The 19,721-nt window shown below is 73.3% G+C and carries 21 protein-coding genes; 3 read left to right on the top strand and 18 right to left on the bottom strand.

All coding sequences use genetic code 11. The annotated features are described in order from the left end of the window. Nucleotides 1-2 precede the first annotated feature (2 nt). From AAG742_RS04445 to AAG742_RS04435, 3 genes are all read right to left on the bottom strand, one after another. Entirely contained in the window at nucleotides 3-1,619 is a 1,617-nt protein-coding gene (locus AAG742_RS04445; protein ID WP_248115150.1) for a Tat (twin-arginine translocation) pathway signal sequence, read from the bottom strand. Next, the gene (locus AAG742_RS04440) at nucleotides 1,610-2,407 is read right to left on the bottom strand and encodes an ABC transporter ATP-binding protein (RefSeq protein ID WP_248115151.1); all 798 of its coding nucleotides are present in this window, start codon (nucleotides 2,405-2,407) and stop codon (nucleotides 1,610-1,612) included. Before AAG742_RS04440 ends, AAG742_RS04445 begins: the two co-directional genes overlap by 10 nt. Before the next feature lie 134 nt (nucleotides 2,408-2,541). Beyond that, nucleotides 2,542-3,507, bottom strand: coding sequence for a tetratricopeptide repeat protein (locus AAG742_RS04435; RefSeq protein WP_248115152.1), 966 nt, complete (start codon nucleotides 3,505-3,507; stop codon nucleotides 2,542-2,544). 103 nt (nucleotides 3,508-3,610) lie between these two features. Here AAG742_RS04435 and AAG742_RS04430 point away from each other — a divergent pair, with 103 nt between their 5' ends. Continuing rightward, nucleotides 3,611-4,918, top strand: coding sequence for an AI-2E family transporter (locus AAG742_RS04430; protein ID WP_248115153.1), 1,308 nt, complete (start codon nucleotides 3,611-3,613; stop codon nucleotides 4,916-4,918). 12 nt (nucleotides 4,919-4,930) lie between these two features. Here AAG742_RS04430 and AAG742_RS04425 read toward each other — a convergent pair whose 3' ends face one another. After that, nucleotides 4,931-5,293 (bottom strand): hypothetical protein, encoded by a 363-nt coding sequence (locus AAG742_RS04425; RefSeq protein WP_248115154.1) that lies wholly within the window; start codon nucleotides 5,291-5,293, stop codon nucleotides 4,931-4,933. Between the two features lie 67 nt (nucleotides 5,294-5,360). Between AAG742_RS04425 and nucS the strand changes: the two genes are divergently transcribed. Next, on the top strand, nucleotides 5,361-6,053 hold the full coding sequence (nucS, locus tag AAG742_RS04420) for an endonuclease NucS (protein WP_248115155.1): 693 nt from the start codon (nucleotides 5,361-5,363) through the stop codon (nucleotides 6,051-6,053). 85 nt (nucleotides 6,054-6,138) lie between these two features. Continuing rightward, on the top strand, nucleotides 6,139-7,359 hold the full coding sequence (locus AAG742_RS04415) for a hypothetical protein (protein WP_343282346.1): 1,221 nt from the start codon (nucleotides 6,139-6,141) through the stop codon (nucleotides 7,357-7,359). Nucleotides 7,360-7,389: 30 nt separating this feature from the next. Here the strand turns inward: AAG742_RS04415 and AAG742_RS04410 are convergent, their stop codons facing one another. The 14 genes from AAG742_RS04410 to prfA form a co-directional block, all read right to left on the bottom strand. Continuing rightward, complete coding sequence (locus AAG742_RS04410) at nucleotides 7,390-7,812, bottom strand: DUF2550 family protein (RefSeq protein ID WP_298713010.1); 423 nt, start codon at nucleotides 7,810-7,812, stop codon at nucleotides 7,390-7,392. A gap of 34 nt (nucleotides 7,813-7,846) precedes the next feature. Then, nucleotides 7,847-8,122: a F0F1 ATP synthase subunit epsilon gene (locus tag AAG742_RS04405; RefSeq protein ID WP_248115158.1), complete on the bottom strand. Its 276-nt coding sequence runs from the start codon at nucleotides 8,120-8,122 to the stop codon at nucleotides 7,847-7,849. A 6-nt stretch (nucleotides 8,123-8,128) separates the two neighbouring features. Then, nucleotides 8,129-9,586 (bottom strand): F0F1 ATP synthase subunit beta, encoded by a 1,458-nt coding sequence (gene atpD / locus AAG742_RS04400; protein ID WP_248115159.1) that lies wholly within the window; start codon nucleotides 9,584-9,586, stop codon nucleotides 8,129-8,131. A gap of 53 nt (nucleotides 9,587-9,639) precedes the next feature. Then, the gene (locus AAG742_RS04395; protein ID WP_298713007.1) at nucleotides 9,640-10,533 is read right to left on the bottom strand and encodes a F0F1 ATP synthase subunit gamma; all 894 of its coding nucleotides are present in this window, start codon (nucleotides 10,531-10,533) and stop codon (nucleotides 9,640-9,642) included. Between the two features lie 86 nt (nucleotides 10,534-10,619). Beyond that, nucleotides 10,620-12,248 (bottom strand): F0F1 ATP synthase subunit alpha, encoded by a 1,629-nt coding sequence (gene atpA, locus AAG742_RS04390; RefSeq protein WP_248115319.1) that lies wholly within the window; start codon nucleotides 12,246-12,248, stop codon nucleotides 10,620-10,622. Between the two features lie 90 nt (nucleotides 12,249-12,338). Continuing rightward, complete coding sequence (locus tag AAG742_RS04385; RefSeq protein WP_298713005.1) at nucleotides 12,339-13,151, bottom strand: F0F1 ATP synthase subunit delta; 813 nt, start codon at nucleotides 13,149-13,151, stop codon at nucleotides 12,339-12,341. Further along, the gene (locus AAG742_RS04380) at nucleotides 13,151-13,705 is read right to left on the bottom strand and encodes a F0F1 ATP synthase subunit B (protein ID WP_248115162.1); all 555 of its coding nucleotides are present in this window, start codon (nucleotides 13,703-13,705) and stop codon (nucleotides 13,151-13,153) included. The genes AAG742_RS04385 and AAG742_RS04380 overlap by 1 nt, the downstream gene beginning before the upstream one ends. Before the next feature lie 88 nt (nucleotides 13,706-13,793). Further along, nucleotides 13,794-14,003, bottom strand: a complete 210-nt coding sequence (atpE, locus tag AAG742_RS04375) for an ATP synthase F0 subunit C (RefSeq protein ID WP_248115163.1) — start codon at nucleotides 14,001-14,003, stop codon at nucleotides 13,794-13,796. A 146-nt stretch (nucleotides 14,004-14,149) separates the two neighbouring features. Then, on the bottom strand, nucleotides 14,150-14,950 hold the full coding sequence (gene atpB, locus AAG742_RS04370; protein ID WP_298713003.1) for a F0F1 ATP synthase subunit A: 801 nt from the start codon (nucleotides 14,948-14,950) through the stop codon (nucleotides 14,150-14,152). Nucleotides 14,951-15,204: 254 nt separating this feature from the next. Continuing rightward, entirely contained in the window at nucleotides 15,205-15,636 is a 432-nt protein-coding gene (locus tag AAG742_RS04365; protein WP_298713000.1) for a hypothetical protein, read from the bottom strand. Further along, the gene (locus AAG742_RS04360) at nucleotides 15,633-16,763 is read right to left on the bottom strand and encodes an MraY family glycosyltransferase (RefSeq protein ID WP_248115166.1); all 1,131 of its coding nucleotides are present in this window, start codon (nucleotides 16,761-16,763) and stop codon (nucleotides 15,633-15,635) included. The genes AAG742_RS04365 and AAG742_RS04360 overlap by 4 nt, the downstream gene beginning before the upstream one ends. A 9-nt stretch (nucleotides 16,764-16,772) precedes the next feature. Beyond that, nucleotides 16,773-17,573: an L-threonylcarbamoyladenylate synthase gene (locus AAG742_RS04355; protein ID WP_298712997.1), complete on the bottom strand. Its 801-nt coding sequence runs from the start codon at nucleotides 17,571-17,573 to the stop codon at nucleotides 16,773-16,775. Beyond that, on the bottom strand, nucleotides 17,561-18,523 hold the full coding sequence (locus AAG742_RS04350) for a HemK/PrmC family methyltransferase (protein WP_298712994.1): 963 nt from the start codon (nucleotides 18,521-18,523) through the stop codon (nucleotides 17,561-17,563). Before AAG742_RS04350 ends, AAG742_RS04355 begins: the two co-directional genes overlap by 13 nt. Next, nucleotides 18,520-19,611 (bottom strand): peptide chain release factor 1, encoded by a 1,092-nt coding sequence (gene prfA, locus AAG742_RS04345; protein WP_298712992.1) that lies wholly within the window; start codon nucleotides 19,609-19,611, stop codon nucleotides 18,520-18,522. Before prfA ends, AAG742_RS04350 begins: the two co-directional genes overlap by 4 nt. Between the last annotated feature and the right edge of the window lie 110 nt (nucleotides 19,612-19,721).

Genomic DNA, 19,721 nt, shown 5'->3' with positions numbered 1-19,721 from the left:
GGTCAGAACGCCTTCACGGCCTGGAAGGTCTCGGCCTGCGCCCGTTCGTACCAGCGGGCGCCGAGCCGAACGCCCAGCCAGAGCAGCAGCGCGCCCCACGCCAGGCCCACCGCGAGCGCGCCCCAGGACCACACGGGCTCCCGCGTCACGGAGAACACGATCGCGGGGACGAGCATCGGCAGGGCCATGGCCGCCGAGGCCAGGAGCGCGCCGAACTGCACGATCATGGTGCGGACCATCGCGCCCTGCGGCTGCTGGAACGGGCTGTCGCCGGGCTTCGGCACCGGGTAGACCCAGCGCGCGGAGACGAGCGCTGCGAGGCCGCACACGGAGCCGAGGAGGCCGAGGGACAGGCCCAGCACGGCGGGCAGCGCGCCCCAGTCCTCCGCTGCGGCGCACGTGGCCACGGCCACCACGACGACGAGCGGGACGCCCCAGCCGAGCATGCCCATGAGCCGCCCGATCCGGTCGTCGATCCCCTTCACGCCGGCGACGACGTGCAGGTGGAACGCCGTGTGGTCGTAGGCGATGTCCGCCGAGAGGGAGTGGGCCAGCGCCCACGCCGTGATGGGCGCCATGGCCAGGAACACGGCCGGTCCGGCGCCGTCCTCGCCGATGCTGCCCGTGAACCACAGGAGCACGGCCATGAGCGGGATGGTGATGAGGCCAGCCATGTAGCGCGGGTCCGTGAACCAGTAGTGCTGCGCGCGGGCCGCGATCGCGGTGCGGGGGCCCGTGGCGGGGCGGCCGAGCCAGCGCAGCGGACGCGGGTCGGCGGCGGCCGCCTTCGCCTCACGCGCCGGCCCGCCCCCGACGCCCACGGGCCGCACCGTGCGGCGGACGGCCAGGTGCCACAGGGCGAGGGCCAGGGCGCACCAGAGGAGGGCGACGGCGAGCCGCACGGCCGCCAGCCCCCAGCGTCCCTCGGCGGCGGCCCAGGCGGCGGCCGCACCGGCGCCGAACGGCGTCCAGGAGGCGGCCTCGGCCACGGGCGGCGCGCCGGCCATGAGCGTGTCGAAGGACTCGGCGGCCTGGGCGAAGGCGATGCCGCCGAGCATGAGCGGGATCATGAGCAGCACGGAGACCGTCTCGCGCACCCGGCGGCGGCCGGCATAGGCCGAGATCATCCCCGTGACGCCGTAGCCCAGGGAGACGGCGGCGACCGCGCTGATGACGGCCCCGACCAGGCCGAAGGCGAGCGCGGCCGGCTGGTCCCGCCAGGACGCCGCGACGCCCAGGGTGACGATCAGCGTGGCGATCCCGACCGGCGTCGTGAAGGCGCTGAGGAGCAGACCGCGGACGAGCGTGCCGACGGGCACCGGGTAGACGAGGAAGCTGCGGGGGTCCAGAGTGGCGTCCACGCCGGTGACGAGCGGCGGCAGCACGAGCCACAGCAGGACGACCACCGAGGTGGCCAGGACGGTGAGCACCCCGCGGAAGGCGACGTCCTCGCCCGGCAGGGCCACGGTGAGCCCGACGACGAGGAAGACCGCCGCCCCGAGGATGTACAGCGCGCCGATGATGCTCATCACGAGCGTGAACGGGGAGCGGCGCCACTGGTTGACGGTGAGCGCCCAGCGCAGGCGGACAAGGGTGGCGGCCATGCCGTTCACAGCCATGCGAGGCCCTCCCCCGTGTGGCGCCCGCCGACGAGGTCCACGAAGCGCTCCTCGAGGTCGCGCCCGGCGCGGACCTCCTCCACCGTGCCGGTGGCGCGCAGGGTGCCGTCGGCGATGACGGCGACGTGCGTGCACATGCGCTGCACGAGGTCCATCACGTGGCTGGAGACGATCACGGTGCCGCCGCGGCCGACGTAGTCGTTCAGGATGTCGCGGATGTTCGCGGCGGAGACGGGGTCGACGGCCTCGAACGGCTCGTCGAGCACCAGGACGTCCGGGGCGTGGACCATCGCGGCGGCCAGGTTGACCTTCTTGGTCATGCCCGCGGAGTAGTCCACGACGAGCTTACGGCCGGCGTCCTGCAGGTCCATGACGCGCAGCAGGTCGGCGGTGCGCTGGGCCACGGTCTCGGCGTCGAGGCCGTGGAGCAGGCCCGCGTAGGTGACCAGCTGCGCGCCGGTGAGGCGGTCGAACGTGCGGACGCCGTCGGCGAGCACGCCCACGCGGCGCTTGGCCTCGAGGGGCTGCGCCCACACGTCCACGCCGTGGATCCAGGCCTGGCCGTGGTCCGGGCGGAGCAGGCCCGTGGCCATGGACAGCGCCGTGGTCTTGCCCGCACCGTTCGGGCCCACGACGCCGAAGAACGAGCCCGCCGGAACCTCCAGGTCCAGGCCCGCGAGGGCCGTCCTGTCCCCGAATCGCTTGGCCAGCGCCCGGGTGACGAGGGCGAGGTCCGGGTCAGGGCTGTCGTGGGCGCGGCGGAGCGGAGGCTCGGGGGCGGCGATCATGCCGCCGACGCTAACAGCGCGCTGACAGGCTTCGCCTCCGCCCTGGGGATGATCTCGCCGGCCCCTCCTCCCCCACCTGGCGGAGCCGCGGGGCGCTCAGGGCACGCCCGCGGGGCGTCGCCGCGCCGTGACGCTCAGTACAGGGCGGCGGCGAGGCGGCGACGCGAGGCCTGCACGCGCGGGTCGTCCACGCCCACCACGGTGTAGAGGTCGACGAGGTGGGAGCGCACGTCCTCGCGCGCGTCGCCGTGATGGCCGGCGATGAAGCGGACCAGGCGGGCGAACGCGTCCTCGACGTGGCCGCCGAGCACGTCGAGGTCCGCCACCGCGATCTGCGCGGCCGCGTCGTCGGGACGCTCGGCCGCCCCCGCGCGCACCGCGGCGGCGTCCGCGTCCTGCGTGCGCAGGAGCAGCTGGGCGGCGGAGCGGCCCTGCAGGGCGACGGCGTCCGCCGGGTTCTCGGCGAGCGCCCGTTCCCACGCGGCGACGGCGGCGGGCATGTCGTCGGCGGCGAGGGCCTCGTGGGCTGCCCGGTGCAGCGGGGGCACGGGGGGCGCCGCCGGTGCCGGCTCGCCGCCCGCGCCGGGACGCGCGTCCGCGACGGGAGGCACGGTGCCGGACACGCCGTTCTGGCGAGCGACCTCGAGGATCTCGCCCAGGAGCTGGGCGAGGGTCTCCTCCGGCACGGCTTGGTTCACGAGCGGCACGGGCTGGCCGGCCACCACCGCGAGGACGGCCGGGCCCGCGGGCAGGCCGATGGCCTGCAGCAGCCCGGGGTCTGCCACGACGTCCAAGCGCGCCATGACGAGGCGGCCCGCCTGGGCGTCCACGGCGTCGGCGAACTGGGTGTACAGGGCCTCGCTCGTCTGGTCCCCCGGGACGTGGAGGTGCAGGAGGACGGGGACCTGCGCGGAGAGCTGCACGAGCTGCTGGAACATCTGCTGGTCCGCCTGCGGGATCACCCATGAGCCCTCGGGCATCGCGTCCGGGCTCGGTCCCGCCGTGCCGGTGCCCGCGGCGGGCCGGGGCGAGCGCAGAGAGGACAGGTCGACAGCCCCGCGCAGGTGGGACGGGGCGGCGGAGGAGGGCTGGGAGGTCACGGTGCACGGTCCTTTCGAGACGGTCTGGGATCCACGGTAGACGCTCGACCGGCCGGGGCGCCCGCGGCCACCTCCGCCGCGGCCCCTGCCGTACCCTGATCCCGTGCATCATCCCGAGGACCAGGCGCCCCAGGCCGCGCCGGACGCCGCCTTGCCCACCCACGGCGCGTCCACGAGCCCGGCCCGTGCCTCCGCGCACCCGTCCACCCCGGCCGACTCGAGCCCGGTCGGCGCTCCGCCGGAGGGCTCCCCGGTCCGCGGCCGCCTGAGTCTGCGCCCCCTCGCCTGGCGCCGCTCCGGCCCGGCGACCGCGCCCGGCGACGACGCCGCACAGGACGAGCCGGTCCCGGAGCCCACCGAGGCGACCCCCACGGTCTCGTTCCGATCGCCGGTGAGCACCGGTTTCCTGCTCACGACGGGCGTCCTGCTCGCCCTCGCCGTCCTGGGATTCCTGGCCACCAACCAGCAGCTGCTCGTGATGATCATGGCCGCCCTGTTCATCGCCCTCGGCCTGGACCCCATCGTGCGCCGCTTCGAGCGATGGGGAGCCCCCCGCTGGGCCGGAGTCCTCGTGGCCGCCCTGGGCCTCGCCGCCGTCGCGGCCGCCTTCATCTCCCTGCTGATCCCCACCGCGGTGGAGCAGTCCACCCAGCTCGCGGAGGAGATCCCCGCGACGGTGGAGGAGGTGATGCGCTCGGAGTGGTTCCTCGCCCTCGACGCCCAGTTCCACATCCAGGACGCGGTGCGCCAGCACACGGACCAGCTCAACGGCGACGGAGCCTCGGTGGCCGCCCTCTTCGGCGGGATCGTGGGCCTCGGCCAAACCGTGCTGAACTCCCTGTTCGTCACGGTGGTCGTGGTGGTCCTGACCCTGTACTTCCTCTCCTCCCTGCCGCACATCAAGCACTGGGCCTACCGCCTGGCGCCCCGCTCGCGCCGCGCGCGTGTCCGTGAGCTCTCGGAGGAGATCACCTCCTCCGTGGGCCTCTACGTCATGGGCCAGACCCTCGTGGCCGCGCTGAACGCCACGGTCGCCTTCATCGCCATGAGCATCGCCGGCACCCCGTTCGCGGCCCTGCTCGCGTTCTTCGCCGCCATCATGGCGTTCATCCCGCTCGTGGGGGCGATGATCGGCGGGACGGTCATCACCCTCATCTCCCTCCTGGACTCGTGGCAGTCCGCCGCGCTGTTCGCGGCGATCTACGTCGTCTACCTGCAGGTCGAGGCCTACGTCGTCTCCCCCCGCGTCATGTCCCGCGCGGTGGACGTGCCCGCCGCCGTCGCGGTGATCGCCGTGATCGCGGGCGGCACCCTGCTCGGCGTGCTCGGGGCGCTCATGGCCATCCCGACGGCGGCCGCCCTGCTGCTGATCGTCCGCGAGGTGTTCATCCCGCGGCAGGAGACCCGGTGACCGGGACGATCCTCAGCGGCTGGCCCTCGTGCGCCAGCACACGGGGTGCCAGTGGCGCCGGTCCTCTCCGGCGTCCGCGTCTCCCATGATCCAGTCGGAGCGCCACGCCACGAGGTGGGCCTGGCCCTGGCGGATCACGCGTCCGCAGCCGGGGCAGGAGTAGTCCTTCACCGCGCGCCACGCGGGGATCTGGCGCACGTGCCAGCCGCCGTCGCTGCCGCTCTCGTGCGCGTAGCCCGGGTCCAGGCCGAGGCGCTCCTCGAGGGGATCGACCCGGCCTGGACCGGGGCGGGAGCGTCGTGAGGCGTCCCCCGACCCCGACCGCTCGCCCCGGCGCGGAGCGGACGAGCGGCGCGGGCGGTGGGAGCGGGGCATGCGTCCATGCTGGCACAGCGCCGTCCGCCGCGGCGCCGAGGGGCGGGCCCGCCCCTAGACTGGACCGGTGCGCCTCGTCATTGCCCGCTGCTCCGTGACCTACGAGGGCCGCCTCAACGCCCACCTGCCCTCCGCCACCCGCCTCCTCATGGTGAAGGCGGACGGCTCGGTGCTGGTCCACTCCGACGGCGGCTCCTACAAGCCCCTCAACTGGATGAGCCCGCCGGCCACCCTCCATGTCGAGGAGCCGAGCGAGGAGCAGGCGGCCCAGGGCGTCGTCGCCGTGTGGCGCGTCCAGGCGAAGAAGTCGGACGACCGGCTGCTGGTGCTGCTCGAGGAGGTCCTCTCGGACGTCTCCCACGAGCTCGGCGTGGACCCGGGGCTCGTGAAGGACGGCGTGGAGGCGGATCTGCAGCGCCTGCTCGCGGAGCAGATCGAGCTGCTCGGCGACGGGCACACGCTCGTGCGCCGCGAGTACATGACGGCCATCGGCCCCGTGGACATCCTGGCCAAGGGCCCGGACGGCACCGTGGCCGTGGAGCTCAAGCGCCGCGGGGACATCGACGGCGTGGAGCAGCTCACCCGCTACCTCGAGCTGATGAACCGCGACCCCCTCCTCGCGCCCGTGAGCGGCGTGTTCGCAGCGCAGCAGATCAAGCCGCAGGCCCGCACCCTCGCCGAGGACCGCGGCATCCGCTGCGTCACCCTCGACTATGACGCGATGCGCGGCGTGGACGATGCCGAGTCCCGCCTCTTCTGATCCGGCGCCCCCGACGGGCCCGCTGCGCTCCGCCCGCGCGCCGTGGGTGGCCGCGGACCACGGAGCGGACCCGGTGGAATGGCTGGTGACGTGGGCGGAGACTCCGGAGGCCGGACCGGGCGACGACGGCGCGCGCCTCGTGTGGGCCGGCCCCGCCGAGGCGGCGCCGCGCGAGGTGCTGGCCGCCGCGGCGGAGCCGGGCGTGGACCGGGACGCCGTGCGCGTGACCGGACCGCTCCTGGACCATCACGTCCACGGGGGCGCCGGGGTGGACCTGGCGACCTCTCCCGTCGGAGACGTGGCCGCCTGGCTCGAGCGCGGGCGCCGCGCCGGGGTGGGGACCGTGATCGGCTCGCTGCCGGCACTGCCCGCCGCGGATCTGGCCTCCGCCCTCGACCGGCTGCGGCCGCTGTGGGAGGAGGGCTCGCTGGCCGGCGTGCACCTCGAGGGCCCGTTCCTCTCCCCCGCCCGCGCCGGCGCCCACGACCGGGCCGCGCTGTGCACGCCCGCCTCGGCCGCCGGCCACGCGGTCCGTGCGGCGCTGCGCGGCCGGCCGCGCGGCCTCGTGCGCACCATGACGCTGGCCCCGGAGCTCGCCGGGTCGGCCGCGCTGGAGCGGGAGCTGGCTGCGGCCGGGACCGTGCCGTGCCTCGGCCACACCGACGCGGACCTGCTCGCGGCGAGGGCGGCGCTCGACCGGTGGGAGGCGTTGCGCCGGAGGACGGAGCGGTGCGGCGGACGGGCTCCGCGCCCCGTGGTCACCCACCTGTTCAACGCGATGCGCGGCTTCCACCACCGCGAGCCGGGACCGCTTCCGCTGCTCCTGGACGCCGCCCGCCGGGGGCGGCTCCGCCTCGAGCTCATCGCCGACGACGTCCACGTCTCCCACCACCTCGTGGACCTGCTGCTGGGCGATCCGGCCCTGGCCCCGGCCGTGTGCCTCGTCTCCGATGCGGTCGCCGCGACCGGCGCCGCGCCGGGAACGCGGCACCGCCTCGGCCCGCGCACGATCCACGCGGGCCACCACGCGCCCCGGCTGGGGCGCACGCCGGCGTCGACCGGAGCGGAGGAGGCCCCGCTCGCGGGCGGCCGCCGGTCCCTCGCGGACTCCGTCGCGGCGCTGCTGCGCCGCGGTCTCGACCCCGACGCCGTCCTGCGGGCGGCGACCCACGTGCCCCGCGAGAGCCTCGGCGCGGAGGCCTGCGACGGGGACGACCCGGCGCGGGCCGGCGTCGTGGTGTGGGGGCCCGCGGGGACGCGGACCGTGCTCGTGCGGACGCCGACACGGGTCACGCCGGCAGGATGAGGCCCTCTCCGTTCAGCGGGCCGACCGGGGTCAGCGGCGCGTGCGGGGGGTGGACCCGTCGCTGCGCCACCACAGCTGCCCGGCCTGGGACGGCCCGGCCTCGCACCACGCGCGGAGGGCGCCGGCGTCGGCCTCGTCCACCGTCAGGCGGACCGGCTCGCTGCCCCCGTGGACGTCGAGGACCGTCTGACCCACGGGCGCCGCATCCGGCACCCGGTCCATCTGGAGCGCCCAGCGCTCCCCCCGCCACGCGAGCGGGCCGGCGGGCATGAACCCGTTGAGCACCAGGACGCGCTCGTCGTAGCGGCCGATCACCCGCCGGGGCCGTCCCCGACCGGTGACCGCGATCCCCGGGAACGACCCCGGCGCACGCAGAAGGGCCCGGTGCCGCACCAGTCCGGCGACGGCCAGCAGTCCGAGGACTGCCAGCACGCCGACCAGGACGATGAGCACCGGGCCCCTCATGGTCGTGCCTGGACCGCGCGGCTCAGACGGCTGCGGCGTCGCCCAGGCGGGCGGACGTCGCGGCGATCACCACGCGGTCGTGGTCGACGGAGAAGAACCCGCCGTTGGCCTGCGCGGTCACGGTCCCGCCGTCGGCGGTGCGCACCACGACCTCGCCGTCGCCGAGCACGGCGAGCAGCGGGGTGTGGCCCGGCAGGATGCCGATCTCACCCTGGTAGGTGCGCGCCGAGACGGCCGACGCCGCGCCCTTCCAGATGGACCTCTCCTCGGAGACGATCTCCACCTCGAGCTCAGCCATGACGGATCAGCCCTCGGCCTGGATCTTGGCCCACTCGCGCTCGACGTCGTCCAGGCCGCCCACGTTGTAGAAGGCCTGCTCGGCGACGTGGTCGAGCTCGCCGTCGGCGATCGCCTTGAAGCCCTCGACGGTGTCCTTGACCGGCACGGTCGAGCCCTCGACACCCGTGAACTGCTTGGCGGTGTAGGTGTTCTGTGAGAGGAACTGCTCGATCTTGCGGGCGCGCGCCACGGTGATCTTGTCCTCCTCGCCGAGCTCGTCCACACCGAGGATCGCGATGATGTCCTGCAGCTCCTTGTTCTTCTGGAGGATCTGCTTCACGCGGATGGCGGTGTCGTAGTGGTCCTGGCCCACGTACTGCGGATCCAGCAGGCGCGAGGTCGAGGCCAGCGGGTCCACGGCGGGGTACAGGCCACGGGACGCGAGGTCACGGGTCAGGTTGGTGGTCGCGTCGAGGTGCGCGAACACGTTCGCCGGGGCCGGGTCGGTGTAGTCGTCCGCGGGGACGTACACGGCCTGCATCGAGGTGATGGAGTGGCCGCGCGTCGAGGTGATGCGCTCCTGGAGCACACCCATCTCGTCCGCGAGGTTCGGCTGGTAGCCCACGGCCGAGGGCATGCGGCCCAGCAGCGTGGAGACCTCGGAGCCGGCCTGCGAGAAGCGGAAGATGTTGTCGATGAAGAGCAGCACGTCCTGGTTCTGCACATCGCGGAAGTACTCCGCCATGGTCAGGGCCGAGAGGGCCACGCGCAGGCGCGTGCCCGGCGGCTCGTCCATCTGGCCGAACACCAGGGCGGTGTCCTTGAGCACGTCGGCCTCGTCCATCTCGACCCAGAGGTCGTTGCCCTCGCGGGTGCGCTCGCCGACGCCGGCGAACACGGAGGTGCCGCCGAAGTTGCGGGCCACACGGGTGATCATCTCCTGGATGAGCACGGTCTTGCCCACGCCGGCGCCGCCGAACAGGCCGATCTTGCCGCCCTTGATGTAGGGGGTCAGCAGGTCGATGACCTTGATGCCCGTCTCCATCATCTCGGTGGAGCCCTCGAGGGAGGCGAAGTTCGGGGCCGGCCGGTGGATCGGCCAGCGCTCGACGTCGCCGAGCTCCGAGGTCGGCATGTCCAGGGTCTCGCCGAGCACGTTGAAGATGTGGCCCTTGACCGCATCGCCCACGGGGACGGAGATGGGGGCGCCCGAGTCCAGCACGTCGGCGCCGCGGACGAGGCCGTCGGTGGACTGCAGGGAGACGGCGCGGACCATGTTGTCGCCCAGATGCTGGGCGACCTCGAAGGTCACGGTGCGCTTCTGGCCGTTGAGCTCGATCTCGGTGGTCAGGGCGTTGTAGATCTCGGGCATGGCGTTGCCGGGGAACTCGGCGTCGATCACGGGGCCGATGACCCGGGCGACGCGCCCGGTGGCGCCACGGGCCGGGGTGCCGGTGCCGTGGTCGGTGATGGTGGCAGTCATCTCTCTCACTTCTATCGTGTGTGGATGGCGGGTCAGTCGAGCCGAGGGAAGGCTCAGGAGTTGTTGAGCGCGTCCGCGCCCGCGATGAGCTCGGTGAGCTCCTGGGTGATCTCGGCCTGTCGGGCGTTGTTCATCAGGAGCGTGTACTCCTTGATGAGGCTCGAGGCGTTGTCGCCCGCCGACTTCATGGCCCGCTGACGGTTGGCGAGCTCAGAGGCCGCCGACTGGAGCATGGCGTTGAAGATGCGCGACTCGATGTACTTCGGCAGCAGGGCGTCGAGGACCTCCTCGGCGTCCGGCTCGAACTCGTAGAGCGGCAGGACCTCCTCCGCGGTCGCGACGTCCTCCTCCACGACCTCGAGCGGCAGGAGCCGCACGACGTGCGGGTTCTGCTTCACGAGGGAGACGAACTCGGTGAAGACCACGTGGATCTCGTCCACGCCGCCCGCCGCGGTGTCCGTGAGGAAGGCCTCGACGAGCGTCTCACCGATCTCGGTGGCGCGCTCGGCGACGGGGGCGTCGGTCTGGCCCGTCCACAGGCGCTTGTACTCGCGCCCGCGGAAGTCCATGTACGTCTGCGCCTTGCGGCCGACGACGTAGATGTCGACCTCGCGTCCCTCCCCGTGCAGACGCGTGAGCAGCTGCTCGGCCTTGCGCAGCACGTTCGCGGAGTATGCGCCGGCGAGGCCGCGGTCCGACGAGAGGATCAGCACGGCCGCCCGCGTGGGGTTCGGGGACTCGGTGGTGAGGACGTGGTCGATGTCGTGCTGGCTCGACACGGCCGAGACGGCGCGGGTGATCGCGTTCGCATACGGCAGCGACGCGTTGACGCGCTCACGGGCCTTGGTGATGCGGGACGTGGCGATCAGCTCCATCGCCTTGAAGATCTTCTTCATCGACGAGGTCGATGCGATCTTCTGACGGTAGACCCGGATCTGGGCTCCCATGGTGATCCTTTCCCTGGCGGGAGGGCGGCCCGGCGTCGTCCCCGTGGGGGGCCCGACGCCGGACCGCTGACCTCACCGACCTTCGGTCAGCGCTTCTGCTTGGTGATCTGCTCCTGCGCGACCTGGTCCTGGCCGATCGCGGCGTGCTTCTCGTTGTCGGCGACGCCGTGGCCCGAGACCTGGAAGCCCTTCTTGAAGTCCGCGATCTCCGCCTCGAGGGAGGAGAGGGTCGCGTCTTCGAGCTTGCCCGTGGCGGCGATGTCGCCGAGCACGGTGTCGCGGCGGCGCAGGTGATCGAGGAACTCCCGCTCGAAGCGGAGCACGTCCTCCACCGGCACCTCGTCCAGGTGGCCCTTGGAGCCGGCCCAGATGGACACGACCTGCTCCTCGACCGGGTACGGCGAGTACTGGGGCTGCTTCAGGAGCTCCATGAGGCGCTCGCCGCGGGCGAGCTGGCGGCGCGTGGCCGGATCCAGGTCCGAGGCGAACATGGAGAACGCCTGCTGGTCGCGGTACTGCGCCAGGTCCAGCTTCAGCGTGCCGGAGACCTTCTTCATGGCCTTGACCTGCGCGGCGCCGCCGACGCGGGACACCGAGATGCCCACATCCACGGCGGGACGCTGGTTGGCGTTGAAGAGATCCGACTGCAGGAAGATCTGTCCGTCGGTGATGGAGATGACGTTGGTCGGGATGTACGCCGAGACGTCGTTCGCCTTGGTTTCAATGATCGGCAGGCCGGTCATGGAGCCCGCACCCAGCTCGTCCGAGAGCTTGGCGCAGCGCTCGAGCAGGCGGGAGTGGAGGTAGAACACGTCGCCGGGGTAGGCCTCGCGTCCCGGCGGACGACGCAGCAGCAGGGACACGGCGCGGTAGGCCTCGGCCTGCTTGGAGAGGTCGTCGAAGATGATCAGCACGTGCTTGCCGCCGTACATCCAGTGCTGGCCGATGGCCGAGCCGGCGTAGGGGGCGAGGTACTTGAAGCCGGCCGGGTCGGACGCCGGGGAGGCCACGATGGTGGTGTACTCCAGGGCGCCGGCCTCCTCGAGGGTGGCGCGGACGCCGGCGATGGTCGACGCCTTCTGGCCGACGGCCACGTAGACGCAGCGGACCTGCTTCTGAGGATCTCCGGTGGCCCAGTTGGCGCGCTGGTTCAGGATGGCGTCCACGGCGATGGCGGTCTTGCCGGTCTGGCGGTCGCCGATGAGCAGCTGACGCTGGCCGCGGCCGATCGGGATCATGGCGTCGATCGCCTTGATGCCGGTCTGGAGCGGCTCGTGCACCGACTTGCGCTGGGTCACCGTGGGGGCCTGCAGCTCGAGGGCACGGCGGCCCTCGGACTCGATCGGGCCCAGGTCGTCCATGGGCTCGCCCAGCGGATCCACCACGCGACCGAGGAAGGCGTCGCCCACCGGCACGGAGAGGATCTCCCCGGTGCGCTGGACCTCCATGCCCTCGCGGATGTGCTGGAACTCTCCGAGGACGACGACGCCGATCTCGCGGCTGTCCAGATTCTGGGCCAGGCCCAGGATCCCGTTCTCGAAGCGCAGCAGCTCGTTCGCCATGACGGAGGGGAGGCCCTCCACACGCGCGATGCCGTCCGCCGCGGAGATGACGCGGCCGACCTCGGTGCGCTCGGTGCCGGACGGTTCGTAGGATGCCGCGAAATCGTTCAAGGCATTGCGGACGTCGTCGGCATTGATGGTCAATTCGGCCATCTGCAGTCCCTGCTCTCTGTGCTTGGTGATCATCGACGTGACGATGATGCGGTGGTGTGTTCTGCGGTGCGTCCGGGGCCGACCGAGGGGTCAGCCGGCCATCCGGCGCTGGAGGTCGTTGAGACGGCTGGCCACGGAGGCGTCGATCACGTCGTCGCCCACCTGGACCCGGATGCCCCCCACCACGGCGGAGTCGACCGTGACGTCTACGACGAGGTCGCGGCCGAAGGTCCGGCGCAGCCCGTCTGCGAGCCGCTCCTGCTGGACCTGCCCCAGGGGACGGGCGACCGTCACCTCGGCGATCCACTGGCGCTGACGCTCGGCGACGACGTCCGCGTGCGCGCGGACGGCCACGGAGGGCTTGACGCCACGGGGAACCGTGACGGCGCGCTCGACGAGCAGCTGCCCGGCCGGGCTGGCGGTGCTGCCCAGCAGGCGACGGGCCAGCGCGGCCCGCGCCTCGACGGGGGCCTGCCGGTCGGTCAGTGCGCGCTGCACCTCGTGCGACTCCTCGGTGAGGCGGTTGAAGGCCAGCAGCTCGCCCGAGAGGGCGGACAGGCCGTCATGGCCGCCACGCGCGGACTCGGCGGCCGCGGCATGCGCGGCCACCGTCTCCAGCGCATCGCCGAAGTCACGTTCCGCCGACCAGCGGCGGCCGGCAAGGTCCTTGAGGACCTGCAGAGCACCGGGGGTCGCCCGGGTGCCGAACAGGGAGTCCACGAGGCCGTGACGGCGCTCGGTGCTCCAGGCGGGGTCGGTCAGGGCACGCCGCAGCGCCCCCTGCTCGTCCACGACGTCCAGCGCGCTGAACAGCTCGCGTGCCAGGGCGACGCCGCCCTCGTCCAGCACCGGACCGACAGCCTGCAGAGAGGCGGTCAGGGAGTCCCTCGATGCACCCGTCATCATTCGGCCACACCCGCGCTCTGGTGCCGATCGAGATCAGCCAGGAAGCGGTCGACCACGCGCTGCGCGCGCGCATCGTCGTTCAGGGACTCGCCCACGATCTTGCTCGCGAGCGTCGTGGCCAGCGTGCCGACCTCGCCCTTGAGCTGCGTCGCGGCCTGGGCGCGCTCCGCGGCGATGTGGGCCTGGGCCTGCTCGGAGACGCGGTTCGCCTCGGCGACGGCACGCTCGCGGGCCTCGGCCACGATCTGGGTGGCCTCGGTGCGAGCCTCCTCGCGGATGCGGTTCGCCTCGGTGCGGGCGTCCGCCAGCTGGGACTCGTAGTCCGCCATCATCGCGTTCGCCTCAGCCTGGGCCTTCTCGGCCTTGGCGAGACCGCCCTCGATCGCCTCGACGCGGTCCGTGTAGGACTTCTCGAGGGTCGGGACGATGAACTTGATGACGATGAACATGAGCAGGGCGAAGCCCACCGCGACGACGAGGATCTCCCACGGATTGGGGATCAGGGGGTTGGCCCCCTCGGCCGCCGCGAGGATCAGTCCATTGCTGATCATGTTTCAACCATCCTTCGGTCGTGTGTCCTACAGGGCGTGAGGTGCGGACGACGTGGACACGGCGTCCCGCCCCGTGCGGTGCAGGGGATCAGAGGACGAACGCGAAGACCAGGCCCAGGATGGCGAGGGCCTCGGCGAGGGCGAAGCCGAGCAGCGCGATCGGCTGCAGGATGCGCTGGGCCTCGGGCTGACGGGCGACGCCGTTGATGTAGGCGGAGAAGATGAGGCCCACGCCGATGGCGGAGCCGATGGCGGCCAGGCCGTAGCCGATGAGGTTGAGGGAGCCCGAGATTTCCATGGTGTTCCTTTCACGGTGCCGGGGAGCCGGCAGGGTTGTGGAGGTAAGTCCGCCCGGGCGGCGCCCGTGGGGCGCTCCGAGTGGTCGGGTGGCGGCGAACCGCCGGACCGTGGCGACGATCTCGGATGAGGTCGCCGCCCGGCTGGTCAGTGGTCGTTCGCGTCGATCGCGCCCTGCACGTAGATGGCGGTGAGGAGCGTGAACACGAACGCCTGGAGGTACATGATGAGCAGCTCCAGGAAGTAGAGGGCCACGGAGCCGAGGATCACGAGGATGCCGGTCCCCTGCAGCGCGAGGTTGTGCGTCTGCGTGATCAGGAAGGCGGCGCCCGCGCCGGCGAGCATGACGATCATGTGGCCGGCGAGCATCGTCGCCATCAGACGCAGGGAGTGGGTCAGCGGACGCACGAGGAAGTTGGAGATGAACTCGAGCGGCACGAGCAGCGGGAGGATCCAGCCCGGCACGCCGCTGGGGACCACGGCGAGCTTGAGGTAGCGCGGGCCGTGGTGGCGCAGGCCGACGCCGATCCAGATCACATAGACGATGAGCGCGAGGCCGTAGGCGGCGCCGGCGTGGGAGAAGGAGGGCAGCTGCAGTAGCGGGATGGCGCCGAACAGGTTGTTCACCAGCACGAAGAAGAAGAGGGCGAACAGCAGGGGCACCCACTGCTTGAAGTGCTTCTCCCCCAGGATGTCCTTGGCGATGGAGTTGCGCACGAAGGAGTAGCCCGACTCGGCGAGCCACTGGGCCTTGCCCGGCACCAGCTTCGGGCGGCGCATCGCCCACGCGAAGAAGCCCGTGATGAGGACGACGCTCAGGAGGACGAGCAGCATCTGCTTGCCGAAGCCCGTGCCGTAGTGACCCATCCACGGGAAGATCTCCGGGAGGTGGCCGTCACTGATGGACGGGGGCACGAATTCCTTGGTGGCCAGCACGAGGGGTAGCACGCGGTTCCTCTCCGAAGTGATGCGTCGACTGGACGGCGGCATCGCCCCGTGCCGCGCTCGAGACCCGCTTCGATGCGGGGCTGAGAGGCGGTGCCGGAGGCGAGAGGCGGCACGAACATGCCGTCGAAGTGTTCGCTGGCAACGATACCAAACGGCGGTCCTTGTTCCGTACCGCACACGCGGCCCGCTGGCCAGGCGTCATGCACCGACGATCGCGCCCTCCGCGGCGGGCGGACGGCCGGAGGCGCCGCGGCTCAGTCCGCGTAGATGGAGCGGCGCGTGCGGGCGAAGACGAGCACCTCGGCGGCCTGCCACGCCACGATCACCACGAGGGCGGCGACGGCGGCCGGCGTCGCCTCGAGCCACCCCGGCCGCGGCGCCATCCCGGCCAGGATGCCGAACACGGCGATCTTCACCACGAACATCCCGATGCTCACCGGGAGCACGGCCTCGCGGGCGTGGTCCCACGCGAGCGCCGTCGTCGCGCCGGTGACCGCGGAGAGCGCCAGCACGATCCCCCCGCCGGTGAGGACAGAGGGCACGCCGCCGGGCCCGGAGAGGGTCAGGAACGCGAGCGCGGTCAGCGCGAGGGCGGCGCCGGCGCCGCCCACGCTCCACCAGAGGATCCCCCACCACCCCGCGCGGTTCTCCCAGCGGCGGCGTGGTCGGGCGGTGCGGGCGGTCATCGGACCTCCTGGTCGGGGCGGGCCGCGGGGCGGGCGTCACGACGACGGCGCGCGAGGGGCCGCAGCGTGAGCCACCCGGCTGCGGCGAGCGCGAGGGCGAGCACGGGGAGGACGATCGCGTCGTCCACGAAGTTGAGGGACACCACGCCCCAGGCCACGAGGAAGGCCCACAGCCACAGCAGCCAGACCGCCTGCGCGTGCGTGTACCCCCCGTCCACCAGCTTGTGGTGCAGGTGGCCGCGGTCCGCGGAGAAGGGGCTCGTGCCGCGGGCCGTGCGGCGCAGCACGGCGAGCACGAGGTCGGCCAGCGGCAGGGCCAGCACGGCGAGCGGCAGGAGGATGGGCATGTAGGCCGGCACGTTGCGGAAGCGGAGCCCGGCCAGGGAGTCGAGGTCCGCGGTCACGGCGACGGCGGCCGAGGCCATGAGCAGGCCGAGCAGCAGCACGCCCACCTCGCCCATGAAGATGCGGGCCGGATGGTGGTTGGACGGCAGGAAGCCGATGCACGTGCCGATCAACAGGGCCATCAGCAGCGTGGCGAGGTTCGAGTAGTCGAACTGGTCGATCGTGCGCGTGAGCAGGTAGGAGTAGACGAAGAACGCCGACCCGCCGATGAGGGCCATCCCGGCGGCCAGCCCGTCCAGCCCGTCCACGAAGTTGATGGCGTTCATGGTGAGCACGATGGCGAACACCGTGAGCCCGACCTGGACCGTCGGACTGCCCACGGGGATCCATCCCACCGGCATGGCCTCGATCCGGATCCCTCCGAACGCCACGGCGAGGGCCGCGGCGCACTGGCCGAGCAGCTTGATCCACCAGCGCAGGTCCCACAGGTCGTCGGCCATGCCCACGAGGATCACGATCCCCACCGCGACGAGCAGTCCGCGCACGGCGGCATCGTCGGTGAAGATGCCGTGGAAGAAGGGGACGGTGCCGGCCGTCGCGAGGCCGATCAGCACCGCGGCCGCCATCGCCACGCCGCCCAGCTTGGGCACGGGGGCACGGTGCATGTCCCGCTGGCGAGCGGGCGTGTACACGTGCGCCGCGGTGCCCACGCGGCGCACGAGCGGCGTCAGTGCTGCGCACGCGACGGCGGTGACCACCACCACGAGGAGGTAGGCGCGCATGGGCGGGGCTCAGGCCTCGCGGGTGTCGGACGCCCCGGGCTCGGCGGCGGTCGGCGCGGGCTCGGCCGATTCGACCTCGGCGGCGGTCGTCGCAGGGCCGTCGGCGCCGCCGGTGCCCTGCGGCGTCAGCATGGCCTCCGGGACGGGCGGCTCCTCGCCCTCCGCCAGCAGGTCCGGCACGATCTCGCGCATCTCCTCGAGCGGGACGGCGCCCTGCCGGGCCACGCGGAACGGGGTCACGGTGCAGTCCACGATCGTGGACGGCGCCTGCTCGGCGCGGTCCCCCGCGTCCAGGTACAGCGCGACGGACTCCCCGAGCATCTCCTGCGCGGCCACCGCCGTGGTGGCCGCGGGCAGGCCGGTGCGGTTGGCGCTCGAGACCGCCATGGGCCCCACGGCGTAGAGCAGCTCGCGGGTGACGGCGTCGTCCGGCACGCGCAGTGCCACGGTGCCGCGCGTCTCCCCCAGGTCCCACGTCAGGGTGGGCTGGGACTTCAGGATCAGGGTGAGGGCGCCGGGCCAGAAGCGATCGGCGAGCTCCTCGGCCTCCGCGGGGACGTCGTAGGCCAGCCCCGCCATCACCTTGGCGTCCGCGATGAGCACGGGCGGCGGCATGGTGCGCCCCCGGCCCTTGGCGGCGAGCAGCACGGCCACGGCCAGGGGGGAGAAGGCATCCGCGCCGATCCCGTACACGGTGTCCGTGGGCAGGACCACACACGCGCGGTCGGCGAGGACCTCGCGGGCCCGGGCGATGCCCTGTTCCAGCGCGGCGGGGTCGGAGACGTCGAAGAACTCACTCACGGCGCCCATTCTTCCACTACTGTCCCGCGGGACGGGCCCCGGCTCGCCCCGCCCGCCGCGGGACGGTCCGTGCGCACGGCGCCGATCCAGCGGTCGCGGCCGGTCAGGTCCTGGTGGACCCGCACGTCGGAGAACGCCCCGGAGTCGAGGAGGGCCGCCGTCAGCGCGGCCCCCTGGGTCTCGTGGTGCTCCATCGCGAAGACGCCGCCCGGGCGCAGCAGGACGGCCGCGCGTCCGGCGATCCCCAGCGGGAGGCGCAGCCCACGGTCGTCTCCCCCGTACAGCGCGCGGGGCGGGTCCGCCAGCGCCTCGGGCTGCACGGCGAGCTCCGCCTCCGGGACGTAGGGAGGGTTGGACAGGACCACGTCCACGACGCCAGCCAGGTCCTCCCCCGCCAGCAGCGCGTCCTCGCGGCGCAGGTCCACGCCCCACGGCTCGAGGTTGCGCCGCGCCCACGCGTGGGCGGCGTCGTCCAGCTCGACGGCGGTGACCGCCACGTCCCGCCCGTGCGCGCGGGCCCACGCGGCGAGCGCGGCGGCGAGGGCGCCCGAGCCCGTGCACAGGTCCACCGCGCGGGCCGGGCGGTCGAGGGCCCTGAGCGCGCGGACGCCCTCGGCGGCGACGAGCTCCGTCTCCGGCCGCGGCACGAAGACGCCGGGACCCACCGCGAGGTCCACCCCGTGGAAGTGCGCCACGCCGGTGATGTGCTGGAGCGGGTCGCGCCGCACGCGCCGGGCCACGGCGAGCTCGAAGCGCCGGGCCTGGTCCTCGCTCGGGCGCGCGCCGGCGAAGACGCGGGCGAGGGCCACGCCGCGGTCGGCCTCCATCACCGGGGCCAGGAGGGCCTCGGCGTCGGCGCGTGGGGCCTCGACGCCGGCCTCGGCCAGACGGGCGACGGCGACCCGCAGCAGCTCGGACCACTCGGGGAGCGCCCCCGTGCCGCGCGGCGCGGTGCTCACGCCCCCTCCCCCAGGGCGGCGAGACGGCGCTCCTCGTCGAGGGCGATGCAGGAGGCGACGACGGCCTCGAGCTGGCCGTCGAGGACGGCGTCCAGGTTGTGCGCCTTGTACCCCGTGCGGTGGTCGGCGATCCGGTTCTCCGGGAAGTTGTAGGTGCGGATCCGCTCTGAGCGGTCCATCGTGCGCACCTGGGCGGCGCGCGCGGCGGAGTCCTCCGCCTGCTGCTCCGCGCGCTGCCGTTCGAGGAGCCGGGAGCGCAGCACGCGCAGCGCCGCCTCGCGGTTCTGGATCTGCGACTTCTCGTTCTGCATCGAGACGACGATGCCCGTGGGCACGTGGGTGAGCCGGACCGCCGAGTCCGTGGTGTTCACGGACTGACCGCCGGGGCCCGAGGAGCGGAACACGTCCGTCTTGACGTCGTTCGGGTCGATCTGGACCTCATCCGGGGCGTCCACCTCGGGCAGCACGAGGACGCCGGCGGCGGAGGTGTGGATGCGCCCCTGCGACTCGGTGACGGGCACGCGCTGGACCCGGTGCACGCCGCCCTCGAACTTCAGCCGGGCGTAGACGCCCTCGGCCGGGTCCGTGGCACTGCCGCGGATCGCCACGTGGACGTCCTTGTAGCCGCCGAGGTCCGAGTGGGTGGCGGAGAGGACCTCGGCCTTCCAGCCGCGGGACTCCGCGTAGCGCAGGTACATGCGCAGCAGGTCGCCGGCGAAGAGGGCCGCCTCCTCGCCGCCCTCGCCGCCCTTGATCTCCAGGATCACGTCGCGGGCGTCGTCCGGGTCGCGCGGGATGAGCAGTCGGCGCAGCCGCTCGGCGGCCTCCGCCTCGGCGGCCTCGAGGCCGGGGAGCTCCTCGGCGAACGCCGCGGCGTCGTCGCCGCCCTCCCCCGCGAGCTCCCGCGCGTCGGCGAGGTCCGCCGCCGCGACCGTCCACACCTCGTGCGCGGCGGCGACCGCGCCGAGCTCGGCGAAGCGCCGGCCCAGGCGTCGGGCGAGCGCCGCGTCCGCGTGCACGGCGGGATCCGAGAGCCGGCGGGTCAGCTCGCGGTGTTCGTCCAGCAGCGTCTGAACGGAGTCGAACACGTCGGTCAGGCCTCTCGTCGTCGGAAGGATGGGGCGCCGTCGTCCCTCGGGGCCGGCGCGGCGCCCCACCACGACGGCCCCGCCCCGCGCCGGTCAGGTCGCGGGACGGG

The organism is Micrococcus sp. 2A (assembly GCF_039519235.1).
GTDB lineage: Bacteria > Actinomycetota > Actinomycetes > Actinomycetales > Micrococcaceae > Micrococcus.
The sequence above is the reverse complement of the archived record's forward strand: the minus strand, read 5'-3'. Positions and strand labels throughout refer to the sequence as shown.

Coding starts and splice junctions, on each gene's coding strand:
- atpE (WP_248115163.1), bottom strand. CDS start 14,003: ATGGAAATCTCGGGCTCCCTCAACCTCATCGGCTACGGCCTGGCCGCC.
- atpD (WP_248115159.1), bottom strand. CDS start 9,586: ATGACTGCCACCATCACCGACCACGGCACCGGCACCCCGGCCCGTGGC.
- AAG742_RS04365 (WP_298713000.1), bottom strand. CDS start 15,636: ATGACCGCCCGCACCGCCCGACCACGCCGCCGCTGGGAGAACCGCGCG.
- AAG742_RS04360 (WP_248115166.1), bottom strand. CDS start 16,763: ATGCGCGCCTACCTCCTCGTGGTGGTGGTCACCGCCGTCGCGTGCGCA.
- AAG742_RS04440 (WP_248115151.1), bottom strand. CDS start 2,407: ATGATCGCCGCCCCCGAGCCTCCGCTCCGCCGCGCCCACGACAGCCCT.
- AAG742_RS04395 (WP_298713007.1), bottom strand. CDS start 10,533: ATGGGAGCCCAGATCCGGGTCTACCGTCAGAAGATCGCATCGACCTCG.
- atpA (WP_248115319.1), bottom strand. CDS start 12,248: ATGGCCGAATTGACCATCAATGCCGACGACGTCCGCAATGCCTTGAAC.
- AAG742_RS04355 (WP_298712997.1), bottom strand. CDS start 17,573: ATGGGCGCCGTGAGTGAGTTCTTCGACGTCTCCGACCCCGCCGCGCTG.
- AAG742_RS04445 (WP_248115150.1), bottom strand. CDS start 1,619: ATGGCTGTGAACGGCATGGCCGCCACCCTTGTCCGCCTGCGCTGGGCG.
- AAG742_RS04405 (WP_248115158.1), bottom strand. CDS start 8,122: ATGGCTGAGCTCGAGGTGGAGATCGTCTCCGAGGAGAGGTCCATCTGG.
- AAG742_RS04380 (WP_248115162.1), bottom strand. CDS start 13,705: ATGATCAGCAATGGACTGATCCTCGCGGCGGCCGAGGGGGCCAACCCC.
- AAG742_RS04385 (WP_298713005.1), bottom strand. CDS start 13,151: ATGACGGGTGCATCGAGGGACTCCCTGACCGCCTCTCTGCAGGCTGTC.
- AAG742_RS04425 (WP_248115154.1), bottom strand. CDS start 5,293: ATGCCCCGCTCCCACCGCCCGCGCCGCTCGTCCGCTCCGCGCCGGGGC.